This is a genomic window from Aminobacter sp. UC22_36 (assembly GCF_044056035.1).
In the GTDB taxonomy this organism is placed as follows: Bacteria; Pseudomonadota; Alphaproteobacteria; order Rhizobiales; family Rhizobiaceae; genus Aminobacter.
In genome coordinates this window covers 2,417,361-2,437,567 of the sequence record NZ_CP171996.1, presented here as the reverse complement: position 1 = coordinate 2,437,567, position 20,207 = coordinate 2,417,361, and the positions used below count along the sequence as shown (strand labels likewise).

General features: G+C 63.6%; 17 protein-coding genes. 12 read left to right on the top strand and 5 right to left on the bottom strand.

What is annotated here, in order from left to right:
- Positions 1-143: 143 nt before the first annotated feature.
- Together ACHMW7_RS15110 and ACHMW7_RS15105 are read right to left on the bottom strand one after the other, a co-directional pair.
- Entirely contained in the window at positions 144-410 is a 267-nt protein-coding gene (locus ACHMW7_RS15110) for a hypothetical protein (protein ID WP_214388855.1), read from the bottom strand.
- 138 nt (positions 411-548) lie between these two features.
- Complete coding sequence (locus ACHMW7_RS15105; protein ID WP_395450994.1) at positions 549-3,032, bottom strand: mechanosensitive ion channel domain-containing protein; 2,484 nt, start codon at positions 3,030-3,032, stop codon at positions 549-551.
- Positions 3,033-3,228: 196 nt separating this feature from the next.
- On the opposite strand from ACHMW7_RS15105, the gene ACHMW7_RS15100 reads away from it, so the two are divergent.
- The 4 genes from ACHMW7_RS15100 (at position 3,229) to soxG (ending at position 8,474) form a co-directional block, all read left to right on the top strand.
- Positions 3,229-4,488, top strand: coding sequence for a sarcosine oxidase subunit beta family protein (locus tag ACHMW7_RS15100; RefSeq protein WP_395450993.1), 1,260 nt, complete (start codon positions 3,229-3,231; stop codon positions 4,486-4,488).
- Between the two features lie 113 nt (positions 4,489-4,601).
- Positions 4,602-4,901, top strand: a complete 300-nt coding sequence (locus tag ACHMW7_RS15095) for a sarcosine oxidase subunit delta (RefSeq protein WP_395450992.1) — start codon at positions 4,602-4,604, stop codon at positions 4,899-4,901.
- A complete protein-coding gene (locus ACHMW7_RS15090; RefSeq protein ID WP_395450991.1) occupies positions 4,898-7,894 on the top strand; it encodes a sarcosine oxidase subunit alpha family protein in 2,997 nt (998 codons plus the stop codon). The genes ACHMW7_RS15095 and ACHMW7_RS15090 overlap by 4 nt, the downstream gene beginning before the upstream one ends.
- Positions 7,887-8,474 (top strand): sarcosine oxidase subunit gamma family protein, encoded by a 588-nt coding sequence (soxG, locus tag ACHMW7_RS15085; protein WP_395450990.1) that lies wholly within the window; start codon positions 7,887-7,889, stop codon positions 8,472-8,474. Before ACHMW7_RS15090 ends, soxG begins: the two co-directional genes overlap by 8 nt.
- On the opposite strand, the gene ACHMW7_RS15080 is transcribed toward soxG, so the two are convergent.
- Both ACHMW7_RS15080 and ACHMW7_RS15075 read right to left on the bottom strand, forming a co-directional pair.
- Positions 8,467-8,880 carry a VOC family protein gene (locus ACHMW7_RS15080; RefSeq protein ID WP_395450989.1) on the bottom strand — a complete coding sequence of 138 codons (414 nt, stop codon included), beginning with the start codon at positions 8,878-8,880 and terminating at the stop codon, positions 8,467-8,469. The genes soxG and ACHMW7_RS15080 overlap by 8 nt on opposite strands.
- 24 nt (positions 8,881-8,904) lie before the next feature.
- Complete coding sequence (locus tag ACHMW7_RS15075) at positions 8,905-9,378, bottom strand: DMT family transporter (RefSeq protein WP_395450988.1); 474 nt, start codon at positions 9,376-9,378, stop codon at positions 8,905-8,907.
- Between the two features lie 82 nt (positions 9,379-9,460).
- Here ACHMW7_RS15075 and ACHMW7_RS15070 point away from each other — a divergent pair, with 82 nt between their 5' ends.
- From ACHMW7_RS15070 to ACHMW7_RS15060, 3 genes are all read left to right on the top strand, one after another.
- Complete coding sequence (locus ACHMW7_RS15070; RefSeq protein ID WP_395450987.1) at positions 9,461-10,363, top strand: LysR substrate-binding domain-containing protein; 903 nt, start codon at positions 9,461-9,463, stop codon at positions 10,361-10,363.
- An 88-nt stretch (positions 10,364-10,451) separates the two neighbouring features.
- The gene (locus ACHMW7_RS15065; protein ID WP_395450986.1) at positions 10,452-10,940 is read left to right on the top strand and encodes an SRPBCC family protein; all 489 of its coding nucleotides are present in this window, start codon (positions 10,452-10,454) and stop codon (positions 10,938-10,940) included.
- 182 nt (positions 10,941-11,122) lie between these two features.
- Entirely contained in the window at positions 11,123-11,842 is a 720-nt protein-coding gene (locus ACHMW7_RS15060; RefSeq protein ID WP_395450985.1) for a glyoxalase superfamily protein, read from the top strand.
- A 56-nt stretch (positions 11,843-11,898) separates the two neighbouring features.
- Here ACHMW7_RS15060 and ACHMW7_RS15055 read toward each other — a convergent pair whose 3' ends face one another.
- Positions 11,899-12,609, bottom strand: a complete 711-nt coding sequence (locus tag ACHMW7_RS15055; RefSeq protein WP_395450984.1) for a nitroreductase — start codon at positions 12,607-12,609, stop codon at positions 11,899-11,901.
- A 182-nt stretch (positions 12,610-12,791) separates the two neighbouring features.
- On the opposite strand from ACHMW7_RS15055, the gene ACHMW7_RS15050 reads away from it, so the two are divergent.
- Genes ACHMW7_RS15050 through ACHMW7_RS15030 form a run of 5 tightly spaced genes read left to right on the top strand, consistent with a single transcriptional unit; the run spans position 12,792 to position 20,174 of the window.
- Positions 12,792-13,388, top strand: coding sequence for a helix-turn-helix domain-containing protein (locus tag ACHMW7_RS15050; protein ID WP_395450983.1), 597 nt, complete (start codon positions 12,792-12,794; stop codon positions 13,386-13,388).
- A gap of 22 nt (positions 13,389-13,410) precedes the next feature.
- On the top strand, positions 13,411-15,864 hold the full coding sequence (locus tag ACHMW7_RS15045; RefSeq protein ID WP_395450982.1) for an FAD-dependent oxidoreductase: 2,454 nt from the start codon (positions 13,411-13,413) through the stop codon (positions 15,862-15,864).
- Positions 15,864-16,550 (top strand): HAD-IA family hydrolase, encoded by a 687-nt coding sequence (locus ACHMW7_RS15040; RefSeq protein ID WP_395450981.1) that lies wholly within the window; start codon positions 15,864-15,866, stop codon positions 16,548-16,550. Before ACHMW7_RS15045 ends, ACHMW7_RS15040 begins: the two co-directional genes overlap by 1 nt.
- Position 16,551: 1 nt before the next feature.
- Positions 16,552-17,733: a pyridoxal phosphate-dependent aminotransferase gene (locus tag ACHMW7_RS15035; RefSeq protein ID WP_395450980.1), complete on the top strand. Its 1,182-nt coding sequence runs from the start codon at positions 16,552-16,554 to the stop codon at positions 17,731-17,733.
- Complete coding sequence (locus ACHMW7_RS15030) at positions 17,730-20,174, top strand: FAD-dependent oxidoreductase (RefSeq protein WP_395450979.1); 2,445 nt, start codon at positions 17,730-17,732, stop codon at positions 20,172-20,174. The genes ACHMW7_RS15035 and ACHMW7_RS15030 overlap by 4 nt, the downstream gene beginning before the upstream one ends.
- Positions 20,175-20,207: the final 33 nt, after the last annotated feature.

The window sequence follows — 20,207 nt, the reverse complement described above, 5'->3', positions numbered from 1 at the left end:
TCTGGATGGTTAAGGTCGAGGCGGAATGCTAAACGAGCGCCAGTCATTTCGCTAGTCATGCTTAAACAGACGTTAGCAGAATGCAGAAAAGGCCGAGCTGAAGCCCGGCCTTTTCGATCATCGCCAGCGCTGGCGCGCGAGCTTTACTTGATGCGGGCGACGCCGCCCGAAATCTCTACTGTTTCACCGCCGGTCAGCGCTTCGCGGTCGCCATTAGGCAACGTCACAAAGCAACCGCTCGAGCAGAACTCGACCGTTTCGCCGGCGGCAAGGGAAAGCTCCGTCTTGGAACCACCTTCCGTGACGATCAGGGTTCGCGGTTCGGCGTCGAGGTTTACCGCGCTTGCAGCATGCGCAGCGCCCGACATTGCCAGGACCAGCGCGCCTGCAGCGACAAGAAACCTTTTCATTTGCACTCGGTGTTTCCACCGCCCCTGTTCATCTCAGCAAGGCATTTTCGCCGTTTGCATGAGAGCTTATATGAGTTTGAAGCTGAACGGCAACTGAATGCCTTGTTCATGCCATAATTGGGTCGAGCCCGGTTGCGCTCACTCCGGATCCGGCTTTTTCGACCTTCCCGGCTTGCGGCTGGCGGCAGCCTCGGCAGCGCGCTTGCTGCGCGCCTCCTCGATTTCCGCCACTTGCGCTTCGACCTGCTCGTCGTCGGTCGGCCATTTCTCGGGCGGCTTGACGTCATGTGCACGGGCCGTCGACGGGATGGCGATGTGCTCGCGCTCAAACGCTTCAAGCACAGCGAAGCGGATATCGTTCTGGACGGTGTTGCTGCCGAGAAGATCGGCCAGGAAGAAGCGCATCTCGAATTCCAGCGCCGCCGGGCCGAAATTGGCGAACAGCACGAAAGGCTCCGGGTTCTTCAGCACCATCGGATGCGATCGCACGATGTCGAGCATGATCTCGTGGGCCCGCTTGGCGTCTGAATCGTAGGCAACGCCGATCTTGATATCGACGCGGCCGAGCTTGTTGCGATGGGTCCAGTTGCCGACCGCGCTGTTGATCAGGTCCGAATTGGGCAGGATCACCGACTGGCGCTGGAAGGTTTCGATCTCGGTGGCACGCACGCTGATCTTCTTGACTGTGCCCGACACGGCACCAGCGACGATCCAGTCGCCGACCTTGAACGGCCGCTCGGCAAGCAGGATCAGGCCCGAAACGAAGTTCGACACCACATTCTGCAAACCGAAACCGATACCGAGGGAAAGCGCACCGGCAACAAGCGCGAGGTTGGATAGATCGATACCTGCTGCCGAAACCGCGATCAGTCCGGCGATCGCCACGCCGGCGTAACCCACGGCGAGGCGGATCGAATTGCGCACGCCGGCATCGACCTTGCCGCGCGCCATGACCGAGCCGTCGAGCCAGCCCTGGAACCAGCGCGTGACGAAATAGCCGATGGCAAACACCATGACGCCCGACAGAAGGCCGGCTGGTGAAAAGGTCAGGCTGCCGATCTGGAAGCCCGAGCCGATACGGTAGAGCCAGGTGATCATGTCGCCGGGCTGGAATCCCCATGTAAACAGGATCAGCGGCACGCCGACGATCAGCACAAGCAGATTGATGACCATGCTGGTGACGAGGCCAAGCTGGTCGAGCGTCGCATCGTCGAGGGTGAACATCCGCTTGATGCGCCGGCCGACCGTCGTCTTGATGAAAGCGTCTTCCTCGTTGATCGCCTGTGACGACAGGAAGCCGATATACATGGTCGCCAGGATCGTGCCGGTAATGACGATCTGCTGCGACACGAAACGCGCCAGGCCGATATAGCCCAACAGCGCCGCGGCGATCGTGACACCGCCAAGAGTAAGCACGATGTAGCGGAAAAGACGCGGCCACGGCTTCGGATGGCCGTCTTGATCGATGAATGGCTTGACCAACCCGATCAGGATGACCAGCACGCCGATCACGACGGTCGAGGTCAGCGCCTCGCCGACGGTCAACGCCAGCGGCGATCCCAGCACTTGGTAGACCGAGCTCAGGAAGTAATCGAGGCCGGTGAAGAAGGCGGTCGCTGTGATCAGCAGCATCAGCCAGCGCGCAGCGCGGCTTTCGACCGGGATGAGCCGCCACTTGGGCAGCCTGGGCGACAGCACGGCCATGCCAAGGCGCGAAACGAAGAACACGATGGCGATGACGTAGAATAGCGACCACAGCATCGCACCGATGTCGCCGCGCAGCACCTCGAAATAGTCGAACAGGTAGTAGGTGACGCCAAGGAACACGACCAGCGCTGTCGACTGCATGAAGGTCGACCAGAACGCGACCGAAAGCCTGCTGAGATAGGACGGCTCCTCTACCCTGCCATCGGGCTCGAACATCCGCCCGAACATGCGCCGGCCGCCGATGATGATGACCGCTGCCGCGCCCAGTGCGAAAAACGTTGCCGCCAGCATCGACTTGAGCTTGAAGCTGGCGACGAAACGAACCCAGGACGACACCGTCCGATAGAGGTCGTTCATCTCCGTCTTGAAGGCGTCGACGACCTCCGATCCCAGAGCGAAATTAATCTGGTAGCGCTTGGTCAGCAGATTCTGGAACAGGTCACGGCGTATTTCGGTGATCTGGCTGATCAGCTTGTCGATGCGGATCGACAGGTTCTCGGCAACGCCGAGCACGGCATTGATTTCGGTCTTCTCCGCGTTCAGCTTCTCGCGCTCACTGGTCACCACCGCGGGCTCGGCCGGCTGGCCGTCGGCCGGCGGCTTGCCGAGTTGCTCCAACCGGGTGTTGATCTCCGTCAGCCGTGGACGAAAAGCGACGCCACTTTGCAGGAGCTCACGCGACAGTTGCTCGAGCTGCAGGCGGATGTCGACGAGACCGGCATCGTCTTCAGCACTCAGCTCCATCTTCTTCTGCAGCGCATCCGTCTTGGCAGCAAGGCTGGAAATGACTTCCTGCTGGTCGGAGACGACGCCTGCCGGCGCTTTGCCGACGTCCTGCGCTGCGGCCTGCGCCACAAGCACGGCAGTGACGATGAACAGGGTGGCAGCAATGCGCCGGGCTGTGGAAAAAAACATGATTTGTCAGCGACTCACGGTCTGATTGCCGAGCGAAAAAGCAAGCCATTGATAAAGACGCGCATCCTGCCGGGCAAGCCGATGCGCGCTGGCCCATGGGAAAGTCGGCCTGACGAAAAACAATGGCGGAATATTGGCTTGATCGCAGCAGTGCTGGCTGTAGTGTCCCGGCGCAGCCTGAAGGATGACATGAAGTATGGCGGAATATTCGGCCTTTTCACTTCTCAAGAACGCGCTCAGCGGCAATCGCGACTGGAAGCCGGCGTGGCGCAAGCCGAGCCCCAAGGCTTCGTATGATGTCGTCATCATCGGCGGCGGCGGCCACGGACTGTCGACGGCCTACTATCTCGCCAAGGAGTTCGGCATCACCAACGTGGCCGTGCTGGAAAAAGGCTATCTCGGCTCCGGCAATGTCGGCCGCAACACCACGGCCGTGCGCTCGAACTACCTGTTGCCGCAGAACACGCGCTTCTACGAACATTCGATGAAGATGTGGGAGAACCTCTCGCACGACCTCAACTACAATGTGATGTTCTCGCAGCGCGGCGTGCTCAATCTGGCGCACACGCCCGGCCAGCTCGACGACCTCGCGCGCAAGGGCAACGCCATGCGCCACCTCGGCGTCGATGCCGAGCTGATGACGCCGGCAGAGATCGGCCGCCGCGTTCCCGGGCTCGACATGTCGCAGTCGGCACGTTTCCCGATCTATGGCGGACTGATGCAGGAACGCGCCGGCACCGCCCGCCACGACGCGGTCGCCTGGGGCTATGCCCGTGGTGCCGACCGCCGTGGCGTCGACATCATCGAGAATTGCGAAGTCACCGGCTTCCTGCGCGATGGCGACAGGGTCACCGGCGTCTCGACCAGTCGCGGCGAGATCCGCGCCAAAAAGGTCGCCATTGCCGTCGCTGGCAGCACCGGGCGGGTGATGCAGCTTGCCGGCATCGACCGCATGCCGATTGAAAGCCATGTCCTGCAGGCCTTCGTCTCGGAATCGCTGAAGCCTTTCCTCGACACGGTGCTGACCTTCGGCATGGGCCATTTCTATGTCGGCCAGTCCGACAAGGGCGGCCTCGTCTATGGCGGCGACCTCGACGGCTACAATTCCTATGCCCAGCGCGGCAACCTGCCGATCGTCGAGGAAGTGATGAGCGAGATGCTGGCGCTGTTCCCGTCGCTCGCGCCAGTGCGCGTGCTGCGCTCCTGGGGCGGCGTCTGCGATATGTCGATGGACGGCTCGCCGATCATCACCACCGGCCCCCTGCCCGGCATGTATCTCAATTGCGGCTGGTGCTACGGCGGCTTCAAGGCAACACCGGCCTCCGGCTTGTGCTTTGCCCACACCATCGCCAAGGACGCGCCGCACGAGTTCAATGCGCCCTTTACGCTCGACCGTTTCAGCCGTGGCACCGTCATCGACGACAAGGGCCAGGGTCCGACGCCGCGGATGCACTAGAGCATGATCCCGAAGAGTGGATACCGGTTTTCGGAAAAGACCATGCTCCAGCAAAAAGTTAGAGCCCCCATTCCGATGCATCTGAATGGAACAGGCTCCAGGGGTTCGAACACATGCTGATCACCTGCCCTTATTGCGGTCCGCGCGACGTCTCCGAATTCGCCTACCAGGGCGACGGCAATCGCGCACGCCCCGATCCCGCTTCGACCGACCACGAGGCCTGGAACGCCTATGTCTACGATCGCCTCAATCCGGCCGGCCGCCACAACGAGATCTGGCAGCATTCCGGCGGTTGCCGCGCCCATCTCGCCGTCGTGCGCGACACGGTGACCCACGAGATTTCGAGCGTGCGTTTCGCCCGCGAGCATGGTGCTGCGCCGCACGGCCGCCGCAAGCCGGGAGCAAAAGCATGAGCCCGCGCCGCACACCATCGGGAGGCCGCATTGACCGGCTGCGCACCATCCGCTTCACCTTCGACGACACAGCCTATGCCGGCCACCACGGCGACACGCTCGCTTCGGCCCTGCTTGCCAATGGCGTGTCGCTGTTTGGCCGCTCGTTCAAGTACCACCGGCCGCGCGGCGTGCTGACGGCAGGCGTCGACGAACCCAACGCTTTGGTCACGGTTCTGCGCGGCGAAGTCCGCGAGCCGAATATTCCCGCCACCATGGTCGAGATCTATGACGGCCTTGTCGCTGTCAGCCAGAACCGCTTCCCGTCGCTCGCTTATGATGTCAGCGCCATCAACCAGCTTGGCGGCAAGTTCATCTCGGCCGGCTTCTACTATAAGACCTTCATGGGCCCGGTGATCGGCCCGCTCAAGGGCACGCGCTTTTGGATGCTGTGCGAAACGATCATCCGCCGCGCCGCCGGCCTCGGCCGTGCCGGCCACGCACCGGATCCGTCGCGCTACGAGCGCATGAACGCGTTTTGCGACGTCCTGGTCGTCGGCTCCGGTCCCGCGGGCCTTGCCGCAGCGCACGAGGCGGCGGCATCAGGCGCGCGCGTCATCCTTGCCGAACTCGACCCATCCTTCGGCGGTTCGGCCAACTGGTCGGGCGAAACCATCGACGGCGAGCCGGCAGCCGCGTGGGCTACCGACATCGTCGGCGAACTCAAGGACAACGGCAACGTCCGCCTGCTCAAGCGCACCACTGTCTGGGGCTACTACGACGGCAACACGCTTGCCGCCATCGAGCGTGTCGGCGATCACAAGACACACTCGCCCAAGGGCGCGCCGCGCCATCGCCACTGGACCATCCGCGCTCAAAACGTCGTGCTGGCCACTGGTGCGTTCGAACGTCCGCTGGTCTTCCCCGGCAACGATCGCCCCGGCGTGATGATGGCCAGTGCAGCGATGCGCTATGCCAATCAGTACGGCGTGTTGCCAGGTGAGAAGATCGCGGTGCTCACCAACAACGACAGCGCCTATCGCGCGGCTGCGGCGCTCGCCAAGGCCGGCGCACAGATCGTGGCTATCGCCGACCTGCGCCAGGACGTTTCGGATGCCTGTCGCAAGCTCGCGAGCAAGGCAGGAGCCGAACTGCTCAGCGGCCATGCAGTGATCGGCACCGAGGGCGGCAAGAAGCTATCCGGCGTCAAGCTCGCGCCATTCTCCGCCGCTTCTGGTGTATCGCCGGGCAGCGCGCGTGACATCGGCGCCGATTGCCTCATTGTCTCGGGCGGCTGGTCGCCGACCATCCATCTCGCCAGCCAGGCCGGTGCACGACCAGTCTGGAGCGATGACCTCCAGGCTTTCCTGCCGCCGGAGACAGGCAATGGCTGGTGCGGCGCCGGCGCTTTCAACGGCACTTTTTCGACGACCGAAGCCATTTCGGAAGGTTTCGCCGCCGGTCGCAAGGCAGCGGGCCGACCGCCGCTCGACATCAGCACCTCGCCCGACGTCGAACCGGCCCCGCTCGATCCCAATCCAGCGCCGGTCTTCGAGATCAGGGCGAAAGGCAAATCCTTCGTCGATTTCCAGCATGACGTGACATCGGACGACGTCCGCCTCGCCCACCTCGAAGGCTTCGTCTCGGTCGAACACCTGAAGCGTTACACCACGCTCGGCATGGCAACCGACCAGGGCAAGGGCTCCAACGTGCCCGGCCTTGCCATCATGGCCGAAGCCCTGGGCAAGCCGATCCCAGAGGTCGGCACGACCCGGTTCCGCCCGCCTTACGCGCCGGTCTCGGTCGGTGCACTTGCCGCCGAGCGCTTCGGCGACCTCAAGCCGGAGCGGCTCACGCCGATGCATGACTGGCACCTGGAAAACGGCGCGACGATGTATTCCGCCGGCCTGTGGTTCCGCCCGATGATCTATGGCGGCGCAGGCGAGACGATCGAGCAGGCTTATGTCAGGGAAGCGCAGGCAACCCGCGAAACAGCAGGCATTGTCGACGTCTCGACGCTCGGCAAGATCGCCGTCCAGGGACCGGATGCCGCCGAGTTCCTCGACCGCGTCTATTCCAACGTCTTTTCGACCTTGCCCGTAGGCAAGGCGCGTTACGGCCTGATGCTGCGCGAAGACGGCCTGGTCTTCGACGACGGCACCACCTGGCGGCTTGGCGAACACGATTTCCTGATGACCACGACGACGGCCAATGCCGGCAAGGTCATGCAGCATCTCGAATATTTCCTCGACGTCGTCTGGCCGGAATTGAAGGTTCACCTGACCTCCGTCACCGACCAGTGGGCTGGTGCCGCTATCGGCGGGCCGAAGGCCAGGGAAATCCTGGCGTCCTGCGTCACCGGCACCAGGGTCGACAACGAGGCCCTGCCCTTCATGGGCATCGTCCATGGCGAGATATCAGGGGCGCCTGTCATGATCTGCCGCCTGTCCTTCTCCGGCGAAATGGCCTTTGAGGTCTACAGCGGCGCCGGCCACGGTACCCATGTCTGGGAGGCGTTGGTGACGGCCGGCAAGCCTTTCGGCATGGTGCCCTATGGGCTTGAGGCGCTGGGAACGATGCGCATCGAAAAGGGCCACGTCACCGGTGCCGAGATCGACGGCCGCACCTCGGCACGGGACCTGCACCTCGGCTGGATGCTGTCGAAAAAGAAGCCGTTCATCGGCTCGGCGATGATGGACCGCGAAGGCTTGGTCGCTTCCGGGCGCCTCGAACTTGTCGGCCTCATCTCCCTCGACAATCGGCCGCTCAATGGCGGCGCGCATATCGTCGAAGACCTCGACATCGAAAACCCGCACGGCTCGCTCGGACACATAACCGCCGCCTGCTTCTCACCGGCACTCGGCAAGTACATCGCGCTGGCGCTGGTCTCAGGCGGCAAGGCTCGCCACGGCAAGCGCGCCTACATCTCCGACCCGTTGCGCAACCGCTTCGGCCCGGTCGAGATCGTCAGCCACCACTTCTTCGATCCCGAAGGGAAACGCATGCATGGTTGAGCAGCTTTCACCGCTCGAACCCGTATTCCGGCCTGGCTCGCACGGCAATTTCGTCGACGGCGTCGGCGTGACCTTGTCCGAGATCGCACCCGGCTCGATCGTCCAGCTGGCTGCCTGGCCGGGCGAGGAAAAGAAGCTGATGGCTGCCATCGGTTCCGTCACCGGCCTCAAGCTGGCCGACGGCGCGGGCGCCGGCGCATCATCGGAACGCTACGCCGCCTTCGGCTTCGCTCCCGGAAAGTTCCTGGTATCAGACGCTTCGGAAGGGCTTGCCACCACCTTTGCCGTCAAAGTCACAGCGGCAATCGGATCGGTCACCGACCTGTCGCATGGACGCATAGCGATCCGAATTGGCGGCTCGAAATCGGAATGGGTGCTGGCAAAGCTCTTTGCCGTCGACTTTGCGCTGGCCGCCTTTCCCCAGGGTTCCGGCATCTCGACCACCCACCACGACGTCTTCACCCAGATCCAGCGCAGCGGCCCCGACACCTTCGACCTCTACGTCTTCCGCTCCTTCGCCCGCTCGTTCTGGAAGATGCTGTGCCATGCATCAGACGAAGTCGGGTACGAGGTCAGATGATGCCGGCAGACGGCGTGCCCCAGTCCGCATTCTGCAGCACGACGCGGTAGCCGTCGTCGTCCTCGAAGGTCACGCCTCGCCTGTCCCAATAGGGATTGAATGACGACACGGGCTGATAGCCATGCGCCTTCATGCGCGCGACAGCCGCCTGCCAATCGTCTGAAACAGGCAGGTAGAATACGACAAGATTGTCCTGCGTCGGCGCCCTGCCGGCATCGTGGCCATGGGCGCGGGTGAACTCGAAATGATGCGCCTCATCAGGCTTGCCGAGCATCACGCCATCGAAACCATCGTGGTTCTCGAAGCGGGCCAATTCGTCGAGCCCGAGGCCGTCGCGGTAGAAACGGACGGTGGCCTCGAGATCGTTGGTGGGCCGCGCCACGCGCAGCACGACATTCTTCTTCATGGTTTTCGCTCCTGAGTATCCAACCTAGCCTGCCTTCGCCGCGCCTGCCCACTGGGTGACGACGAGCCCGATGGCGATCAGCACGAGACCAGCAATCCGGGCGAAGCTGGCGGGGCGCTGGATAAATCCCATTAGCCCGAAATGGTCGATGACCAGCGAAGCCACCATCTGCCCGCCGATGACGGCGACGATGAAGCTCGCCGCCCCCATCTTCGGCGCCAGCAGCAGCGCCGCCGTGACATAGACCACGCCCGCAGCGCCGCCGATCCAGATCCACCATGGGCCAGTGGCAGCGGCAGTCGCGAAGGTAGGCACTGGGACCTTGAACGCCAGCATGACAGGCACGGCCAGGGCCACGCTGACGGCCAGCGAGACCATCGTCGCCCAGAGCGGATGGCCGAGCAGCCGCCCGAGCATGGCATTCGCGCCGGCCTGAAACGGGATGGCGGCACCGGCGACCAGCGCTGCGGCGAGCAGGGATGAAGCTAGGTTCGGCATGACATGTCTCCTTGTTTTCCAAGGCCTAGGACATCCGAAATTCTGATGGAAATTCGTAATTCGTAGCCGCAATATGCACGGCATGAATAATCTCGCCGGCATTGACCTCAACCTCCTCGTCGTGCTCGACGCGCTTCTGGCCGAGCGCCATGTCTCGCGTGCCGCCATCCGCCTGAACAAGAGCCAGCCGGCGATCAGCCACGCGCTTGGCCGTCTCCGCCATCTGCTCGACGATCCGCTGCTGGTCCGGCATGGCGGCGCGCTTCAGCCGACCATGCGTGCGCTGGAGATTGCGCCGCGGCTCGCCGAGGCGCTGGAACGCATGCACGAACTGCTCGCCCCGAGCGGCTTCGATCCGGCCACGGCACGCCGCAGCTTCCGCCTCGCAATGTCCGACTATGGCGCCACCGTCGTTTTGCCGCGCCTGCTGCCGCTTTTGCGCCAGCGCGCGCCAGGCATCGATCTCCAGGTCAGCCAGGCCGGCCGCGAAGCCATGGCGGCGCAGGTCATGGACGGCGAGGTCGACATCGCGATCGGCGTTTTCCATGCGCTCGACAAGGCCGTCCGGCGGCAGCGGCTGTTCGAGGAGGACTATGCCTGCCTGGCCGATGCCAATTTGCTGGGCAAAGCGGCTGGAATGGACATTGCCGCCTATCTCCAACGGCCCCATGCGCTGGTTGCGCTGCGCGCCGACGTCGAAAGCGAGATCGACGTGGCATTGGCCGCCGCCGGGCACAAACGGCGCATCGCACTGGTGCTGCCGCATTGGGGCGTCGCCCCCGGGCTGATCGCCGGAACCGACCTCGTGCTCACCATCGCGCGCCGCCTGCACCCGGCAGTGCCGGCAGCAAGCGGCCTCGCTGCCTTCGAGCCGCCATTTACGATACCGTCCTTCGCCTTCGAGCAGATCTGGCACAGGCGCCGCGACGGCGACGCCGCGCATCAATGGTTGCGCGAGACCATCTCGGGCCTTTTCGAAATCTGACGCCGGCGTTGCCGTGGCGGACAGATCGTCGTTGAACTAAGATCGCTGCAGCCCGAAAGACGGGCGCTCTTGGTGTCGGGAAAGCGCCATGGCGAGCAACTCGTTCCGTTTCGATGAAGCCTGGGAGATCCCCGAAGCACCGCCGCAGCAGGTGTGGGACGTGCTCGCCGACGCGACGCTGCTGCCACTGTGGTGGGGCGACGTCTACAAGGACGTCGAGAAGCTGACGGTCTTCGACAAGCCGACTGTCGGCGGCAAGGTGCGGGCTCGCGCGCGCGGCTTCCTGCCTTACGAGCTGAACTTCATTCTCGAAGCGGTCGAACTCGAACCGGGCAAGGTTGTCGCCGTGAAAACCTCAGGCGATTTCGACGGCCATTGGCGCGCCGTACTGACGCCGTCCGGCCAAGGCACGCATGTTGCGCTGGCCTGGCAGGTCATCGTCGAGCGGCCCATCCTGCGCCTGCTGTCGCCATTGTTGCGCCCGGCCTTCGCCTGGAACCATCGCTGGACCACGCCGCGCGGCGAAGCCGGCCTGCGCCGCTATCTCGCCGAACGCCGCGAGAATCCCGCCCGCTGAACCGCGATTGACATCAACCGGCGGAATCACTTCAAATCACCATGGCTCGTGCAGCCTGCCGCTCGCCCCTTTTGGGAAGGTGAATGCACGATCTTTCACGCGGTTTGACCTTCAGCACGGGCGATCCGCCAGAATGCGAGCACTGGCACTTTCCAACGTTCGCCCGAGCCAAGGATCGAACCATGCATTCTTTTCTCGACGCCAAACTGATGGCCAAAGCGTTGCGCAAGGCATTGGCCGAACGCGATGTCGCACTCTCGCATAGCGACTGCCTCGAGCTCGTCGCACAGCAACTCGGCATTGCCGACTGGAACACGCTTGCCGCCCGCATCGCGGCCGCCAAGGGTGACGATGAGCTGACGTTGCCGCAAGACTGGCTTGTCATGGACAACACCGAACGCAACAATTACCGGCTCGGCCTCGATCCGCAGCAGCCTGGCACCGCATTGATCGAAAGCAGATACGCTCGGGGCAAAGGCGTCGTGCTCGAGGACAAGCATTTCGGCACGCTGATGCAGAGCATTCTCGCCGATGACTACCGCGGCCTAAGCGTGAAGATCACGGCCTGCCTCAGGACCGAGGATGCCAATGCCGGCTCGATCTGGATGAGGGTCGATGGAGCCAAGGGCCAGGTCCTTCGGTTCGACAACATGATCACCCGCCGCAAAGACGGGGCCTTGAAGGGAACGACCGACTGGACGGAACTGCAAGTCGTTCTCGACGTGCCGCAGGAGGCCGAAAGCATTCACTATGGCTTTCTGCTGCTGGGCCATGGCCGTCTCTGGGGGCGTGACTTCAGGATCGAGGCAACCCGCGACAACGTGCGTTCAACTTCGACCAACAGCTACCTAAAGCGACCGACCAACCTCGGATTTGCGGCTGGTCAGGGCGCCTCCAACTGACCTTCAGGCAACTCGCCGAGGCCGCGTTCTTATGCGGCTTCGGCTTCCGCCATCGCTCACCTGACGAACTGAACCCACTCGTCGAGCGGCGCCCGGTCGGTGCGGAAGGTGCTCTCCGGCTTTGAAGTGTCCTCGTGGCCCAGCGCCATGCCACAGACCACGACCTCTTCCTCGGGGATGCCGAGGACCGGCCGGATCTGGCGATGATAGGGCGCAAACGCCGCCTGCGGACAGGTGTGCAACCCCCGCGCCCGCGCCGCGATCATGATGTTCTGCAAGAACATGCCGTAGTCGATCCACGAGCCCTGATTGAGCCGGCGGTCGATGGTGAAGATCATGCCAACCGGTGCGTCGAAGAAGACGAAGTTGCGGTCGTGCTGCGCCCGCATGCGATCGACGTCGCGGCGGCCGATGCCGAGCGTGCTGTAGAGCCCGAAGCCGTTGGCGCGGCGGCGGCCGAGATAGGGCTCGAAGAACTGGTCGGGATAATATTTGTACTCGTCCCAGACGGCTTTTTCGGCACGCACGCCTGAATTGAGAATGGCTTCGCCGATGCGCTGCTGGGTCTCGCCGGAGGTCACATAGACCTTCCACGGCTGCATGTTGGTACCCGATGGCGCACGCGCGGCAACATCGAGGATGTCTCGAATGACCGCCTCGTCGACAGGCGTCGACAAGAAGGCCCGCACCGAGCGGCGCGACATGATCGCTTCGTCGACAATCGCCGTTTCGTCGAGCGGTAGCGGTTTTTGGTCCGGTGCCAGCATGAGCTGTCCCTATGGCATCGATCTTTTCGGAACGCCCCTCACCGCCCGTTCGAAACCGAGCCTTTGCACTCTCGCCAAGAGTCTCGCAAGAGAAACTTGCTGAACCATGAAAATAGGCTTGAAATTTTCACGACGATGCCGCTTCATGAAATTATGACTTGGAATTTCACGAGAGCATCCATTTGAGTCCCGTTGCAACGATCCCGGCACGCAAGGAAAGCGACGCAGCCAGCGACCTGCTCGCCAACGACCTCCGCGCCCTGCGCAAATCACGTCGGCTGACGCTGGCCGAGATCGCGCTCAAGCTCGGTCGCTCGGTTGGCTGGGTCAGCCAGGTCGAACGCGGACTGTCGACACCGTCGATCGGCGACCTCAGGGAATTTGCCGCGCTGTTCGGCGTGCCGATAAGCCTGTTCTTCACGCACGAAGCGACCAACGAGGTCGAGCGTGGCGTCATCGTCCGCTCCGGGCGGCGCCGGACGCTGGGCAGCAGTGAATCCGGCCTGGTCGAGGAGCTGCTGTCGCCCGACCTTGGCGGCAGCTTCGAGATGCTGCGCTCGATCTTCGCGCCGGGTGCCGGCATGGCCAAGCCGGCGGCGCGCCCCACCGAAGAGGCCGGCTACGTCGTCTCTGGCTGTTTCGACATCGAGATCGACGGCACCTGGCACAGCCTGGGCGAAGGCGACAGTTTCCGTTTCGACCACAAGCCGTTCCGCTGGCGGAATCCAGGCACGACACCGGCGGTGGTCATCTGGGTCGTATCGCCGCCGGTCTACTGATCGCACGCTTAGGGAGGAAGTCATGGCTGAGTTGCCGAGCACGGCGCGCGTGGTGATCATCGGCGGAGGTGCTGTCGGCGTCTCCTCGCTCTATCACCTCGCCAAGGCGGGCTGGACCGATTGCGTGCTGCTCGAAAAGAACGAGCTGACCTCGGGTTCAACCTGGCATGCCGCCGGCAACGTGCCGACCTTCTCGTCATCCTGGTCGCTGATGAACATGCAGCGCTATTCGACCGAGCTGTATCGCGGGCTGGCGGCCGAGGTCGACTACCCGATGAACTATCACGTCACCGGCTCGATCCGCCTCGCTCACACCAAGGAGCGCATGCAGGAGTTCCAGCGCGCCAAGGGTATGGGCCGCTACCAGGGCATGGACATCGACGTCATCGGCCTCGACGAGATCCAGCGCCGCTACCCCTTCATCGAGACGCATGACCTTAAGGGTGCGCTCTACGATCCCAACGACGGCGACATCGACCCGGCCCAACTGACGCAGGCGCTGGCCAAGGGCGCCCGTGACATGGGCGCCAGGATCTTCCGCTTCTGTCCGGTGATCTCAGTCCGCCGCGACAATGACGAATGGGTCGTTTCGACCGAACAGGGCGAGATCCGCTGCGAAAAGGTGGTCAATGCCGCTGGATACCGCGCCGCCGAGGTCGGCAAGATGTTCGGCCGCGACGTGCCGATGATGGTGATGAGCCATCAATACATCCTGTTCGACGAGCTTCCTGAGCTCGCCGCCTGGTCGCGCGAGGCGGGCAAAAAGCTGCCGTTGCTGCGTGATGTCGACAGCTCCTACTACCTCCGCCAGGAAAAGAACGGCATGAATCTCGGCCCTTATGAGCGCAATTGCCGCGCCCATTGGGCAACACCAGACGACCAGATGCCTGATGATTTCTCTTTCCAGCTATACCCCGACGACCTCGAGCGGCTGGAATGGTATCTCGACGACGCCGTCCGTCGCGTCCCGATCCTGGGCACCGCCGGCCTGTCCAAGATTATCAACGGCCCAATCCCCTATGCCCCCGACGGCAACCCACTGATCGGTCCGATGCCGGGCATGCCCAATGCCTTCGAGGCCTGCGTCTTCACCTTCGGCATCGCCCAGGCGGGCGGCGCCGGCAAGGTTTTGGCCGAATGGGTGACCAGGGGCGAGACCGAATGGGACATGTGGTCCTGCGACCCGCGCCGCTTCACCTCGTTTGCCTCGGCTCCCGACTATGCAGTTGCCAAGGGCATGGAAGTCTACGGCCACGAATACGCCATCCACTTCCCGCGTCACGCCTGGCCGGCGGCGCGTTACCGCAAGCTATCGCCCATCCACGACCGGATCGCAGCCCTCGGCGCCCAGTTCAACGCCTACAATGGCTGGGAGCGTGCCACCTGGTATGCAAAGCGGGGCGACGACACATTGGAAGAATCGACCCAGACCTTCGCCCGTTCCGGCCCGTGGGAGAATCGCATCCGCGAGGAATGCCTGGCCGTGCGTGATGCCGCCGGCATTCTCGACCTGCCCGGCTTCAGCCGCTTCAACCTCGACGGTCCCGGCGCCGCGGCATGGCTGGAGACACAGGTCACCGGCAGCGTGCCCAAGGTCGGCCGCATCGGCTTGTGTTACTTCGCCGATGACAAGGGCCGTATCGTCACCGAAATGTCGGTGGTTCGCCACAGCGAGACACTGATGACGCTGATAACCGCCGCTGTCGCGCAATGGCACGATTTCGAATGGCTGAAGTCGCACATGCCGGCCGATGCGGCCTTCAAGCTCATCGACCGCACCGAGGAGTATGCCACCCAGATCCTTGCCGGGCCCAATTCGCGGAAAATCCTGGTCGAGGTCTGCGAGGCCGACCTTTCCGCGCCGTGGTTGACACATCAGCAGACCACCATCGCCGGACGCTGGGCCAAGCTAGTGCGCGTCTCCTTCGCCGGCGAACTCGGCTGGGAAATCCACACCAAGGTTGCTGATACGGCCATTGTCTTCGATGCTGTCTGGGCGGCGGGCCAGAAGCATGGCCTGAAGCCTTTCGGCATGTTCGCGCTTGACTCGCTGCGGCTGGAGAAGGGCTACCGCGCCTGGAAGGGCGATCTTTCGACCGACTACACCATCCTGCAGGGTGGGCACGAGCGCTTCGTCAAATGGGACAAGCCCGACTTCCGCGGCAAGGCGGCACTGCTTAACGAAAAGCAGCAGGGTGTTTCGAAGCGTTTCGCCACGCTTGTCATCGACAATCCGGGCGAGTGCGACGCGCCCTATATGTCGACGCTCTGGCACAATGGCCAGATTGTCGGTGAGACCACGTCAGGAGGTTGGGGCTACAGGGTGGACAAATCGATTGCGCTGGGCATGCTGCGGGCCGATCTGGCCGCGCCTGGCGCAAAAGTGGAAGTCGAGATTTTCGGCGAGCGTTTCAAGGCGACGGTCCAGGAAGACAAGCCCTTGTGGGATCCCGGAAACGAAAGGCTGCGTTCCTAATGACACTCCCCTTTGTTGATCGAGGCTTTGGCGCCTTCATGTTCGACATGGACGGCACGATCCTGAGTTCGATTGCCTCCACCGAACGCGTTTGGACCGCCTGGGCGACAAAACATGGGCTCGACGTCGAAACCTTCCTGCCGACCATTCACGGGGTGCGGGCATTCGAGACGATCAGCAGGCTGAACCTTCCAGGCATCGATCTGATAACTGAGATCGAGGAGCTGACACAGGCCGAGTTCGACGACGTCGAGGGTATCGAATCCATCCTCGGCGCAGCCGACTTCCTCAACGCCCTGCCTGCCGAACGCTGGGCGATCGTGACCTCGGCGCCCCGCAGGCTGGCGATGCGCAGGCTTGAAGCAGCCGGCCTGCCAATTCCGCTGATAATGGTCACCGGCGAAGACGTCGCCAACGGCAAGCCTGCACCCGACTGCTTCCTGCTCGGCGCCGAGCGACTTGGTCACAAGCCACAGGACTGCCTGGTGTTCGAGGATGCGCCCGCCGGCATTCGCGCAGCGGAGGCTGCTGGCGCGCAGGTGCTGGTAATCACCGCCACGCACAATCATGCCGGCGACACACCACATCCGTCGATGCCAGGCTACGGCGCGCTGACGCCCAGGCTCGACGGCGCGAGCAGGCTGACGCTTGCCCGCTTGGCGACCTTGCAGGATGCGGGAGCCTGATATGCCAAAACCATCCTCCCGCATCTCCGGCATCGTTCCCTCGGGCAAGGACGGCTGGGAAGTGCATTTCGCCGCCATGACGCGCAAGCAGGCCGGCGAGGACATCATCATGCTGTCGGTCGGCGATCACGACTTCGACACGCCGTCGGAGACGGTCGAGGCCTGCGTCGACGCTGTGCGCGCTGGCTTCCACCACTACACGCAACTGCCCGGCCTGCCGCGCCTGCGTGCCGCCATGGCCAGGATCTCCACGCGCTGCACCGGCGTCGACACCGCACTTTCCGAAATCATCGCCACGCCGGGCGGCCAGGCCGCTCTCTACGCCGCGGTGCAAGCGACGCATGATCCGGGCGACCACGCCGTGGTCGTCGCACCCTACTATGCCACCTACCCCGGCACGTTCCGCGCCGCCGGCGCCAGCTACACCGTCGTCGAGGCGCACGCATCAGATGGCTTCCAGCCGCGTGCCGCCGAGATCGAGAAGGCGCTGAAGCCCAACACGCACTCGATCCTCATCAACACCCCGAACAACCCGACCGGCGCCGTCTATTCCAGGAAATGCCTGGAGGAAATCGCCGAGCTTTGCGTCCGGCGCGATCTCTGGCTGCTCTCCGACGAAGTCTACTGGACCCTCGGTGGCGGCGAGCACGTGTCGCCGCGCGCCCTGCCCGGCATGGCCGAGCGCACGCTGGTCATCAATTCGATGTCCAAGAGTCACGGCATGACCGGCTGGCGCATCGGCTGGCTCACAGCGCCGGCCGATCTCGTCTCGCTGGTCATCAACCTCAACCTCGTCACCACCTACGGCCTGACCGATTTCGTCAGCCGGGCGGCCATCGAGGCGCTGGAGAACGATTTCGGCGTCGAGCAGATAGCAGGCACTTATGCCGGCCGCCGCACGCTGTTCATCGACCAGATGCGCGGGCTGAACAACGTCACCGTGCGCGGCTCGGAGGGCGGCATGTATGTCATGCTCGACGTCAGCGCCATCGAGCCCGACTGCGAGAAATTCGCCTGGAACCTGCTCGAACGCGAAAAGCTCGCCGTCATGCCGGGCGTCAGCTTTGGCGATGCCGCGGCGGGCCATATCCGCATCAGTCTTTGCCAGCCTGACGACGTGCTGCGGGAGGCCGCCGGCCGCCTGAGGCGCTTCGCCAATAGCTATGAGAGATCAGCTGCATGACCGAAATTCCCGCCCGTGCCCGCGCCGTCATCATCGGCGGCGGTGTGTCAGGCTGCTCTGTCGCTTACCATCTGGCGAAGCTCGGCTGGACCGACATCGTGCTTCTGGAGCGCAAGCAGCTTACATCAGGCACGACATGGCACGCGGCGGGATTGATCGGACAGCTGCGGGCCTCGCAGAACATGACACGGCTGGCGAAATATTCGGCCGATCTCTACGTCAAGCTCGAGGCCGAAACCGGCGTCGCCACTGGCATGCGCCAGGTCGGCTCCATCACCGTCGCGCTGACCGAGGAGCGCAAGCACGAGATCTATCGCCAGGCCTCGCTGGCGCGTGCCTTCAATGTCGACGTGCGCGAGATTTCGCCCAACGAAGTCAAGGAGATGTACCCGCATCTCAATGTCGCCGACGTGGTTGGTGCGGTGCACCTGCCGCTCGACGGCCAGTGTGATCCGGCCAACATCGCCATGGCCTTGGCCAAGGGCGCGCGCCAGCGCAGCGCCAGGATCGTCGAGAACGTCAAGGTCACCAGCGTCCACACCAAGAACGGTCGCGTTTCCGGAGTGTCATGGTCGCAAGGCGGCGAACAGGGAACCATCGAGACCGACATCGTCGTCAACTGCGCCGGCATGTGGGCGCGCGAGCTTGGGGCCCGGAACGGCGTCACCATCCCGCTGCATGCCTGCGAGCATTTTTACCTCGTCACCGAGGCCATCCAGGGCCTGGGTCGCCTGCCGGTGCTGCGCGTTCCCGACGAATGCGCCTACTACAAGGAAGACGCCGGCAAATTGATGCTCGGCGCCTTTGAGCCGGTGGCCAAACCCTGGGGCATGGACGGCATCCGCGAGGACTTCTGCTTCGACCAGTTGCCCGAGGACATGGACCACTTCGCGCCGATCCTCGAAATGGGCGTCAACCGCATGCCGATGCTCGAAACAGCCGGCATCCATACGTTTTTCAACGGTCCCGAGAGCTTCACCCCTGACGACCGCTATTATCTCGGCGAGGCGCCGGAACTCGGCGGCTACTGGATGGCAGCCGGTTACAACTCCATCGGCATCGTGTCTTCGGGCGGCGCCGGCATGGCGCTGGCGCAATGGATCCACGACGGCGAGGCGCCCTTCGATCTGTGGGAGGTCGACATCCGCCGCGCCCAGCCGTTTCAGAAGAACCGGCGCTATCTCAAGGAGCGTGTGTCGGAAACGCTTGGCCTGCTCTATGCCGACCACTTTCCCTATCGCCAGATGGCGACCTCGCGGAACGTCAGGCGCTCGCCCCTGCACGAACACCTGAAAGCGCGCGGCGCGGTGTTCGGCGAGGTCGCCGGCTGGGAGCGCGCCAACTGGTTCGCGAAGCCTGGCCAGGAACGTGAGTACAGATACTCCTGGAATCGGCAGAACTGGTTCGACAACCAGCGCGACGAGCATCTCGCCGTGCGCAGCGGCGTCGGCCTGTTCGACATGACCTCTTTCGGCAAGATCCGCATCGAAGGCCGCGACGCGCTGGCCTACCTCCAGCGCCTCTGCGCCAACGACATCGACGTCGAGCCAGGGAAAATCGTCTACACCCAGATGCTCAACCAGCGCGGCGGCATCGAGAGCGACCTCACCGTCACGCGGCTGTCGCCAACGGGCTTCCTGGCCGTTGTGCCCGGCGCCACGCTGCAGCGCGACCTCGCCTGGTTCCGCAAGCATTTGGCGGACGAGTTCGTCGTCATCACCGACGTAACCGCGGCAGAATCGGTGCTCTGCCTGATGGGACCGAAGTCACGCGACCTGATCCAGAAAATCAGTCCCAACGATTTTTCCAATGACAAGAATCCGTTCGGCACCTGGCAGGAAATCGAGATCGGCATGGGTCTCGCCCGCGCCCATCGCGTCACCTATGTCGGCGAGCTCGGCTGGGAACTTTATGTCTCGACCGACCAGGCTGCCCATGTCTTCGAGGCCATCGAGGAGGCCGGCGCCGACCTCGGGCTGAAGCTTTGCGGCCTGCACACACTCGATTCCTGCCGCATCGAAAAGGCGTTCCGCCATTTCGGTCACGACATCACCGACGAGGATCACGTGTTGGAAGCCGGTCTCGGCTTTGCCGTGAAATCAGGCAAGGGCGGATTCATCGGCCGCGACGCCGTGCTGCGCAAGCGCGACGCCGGCCTTGCCCGCCGGCTTGTGCAATTCCGCCTTACCGATCCCGAGCCGTTGCTGTTCCACAATGAAGCGATCGTGCGCGACGGAAAAATCGTCGGCACCATCACCTCAGGCAATTACGGCCACCATCTCGGCGGCGCCGTCGGCCTGGGCTACGTGCCCTGCGCCAACGAAACCGAAGCCGATGTGCTCGGCTCGTCCTACGAGATCGAGATCGCCGGCCAGCGTTTCGCCGCGGATGCGTCGCTCAAGCCGATGTACGACCCTAGGGCCGAACGCGTGCGGACGTAGCCGCCCCTTACAAATTTGGCCGCGCTGACATAT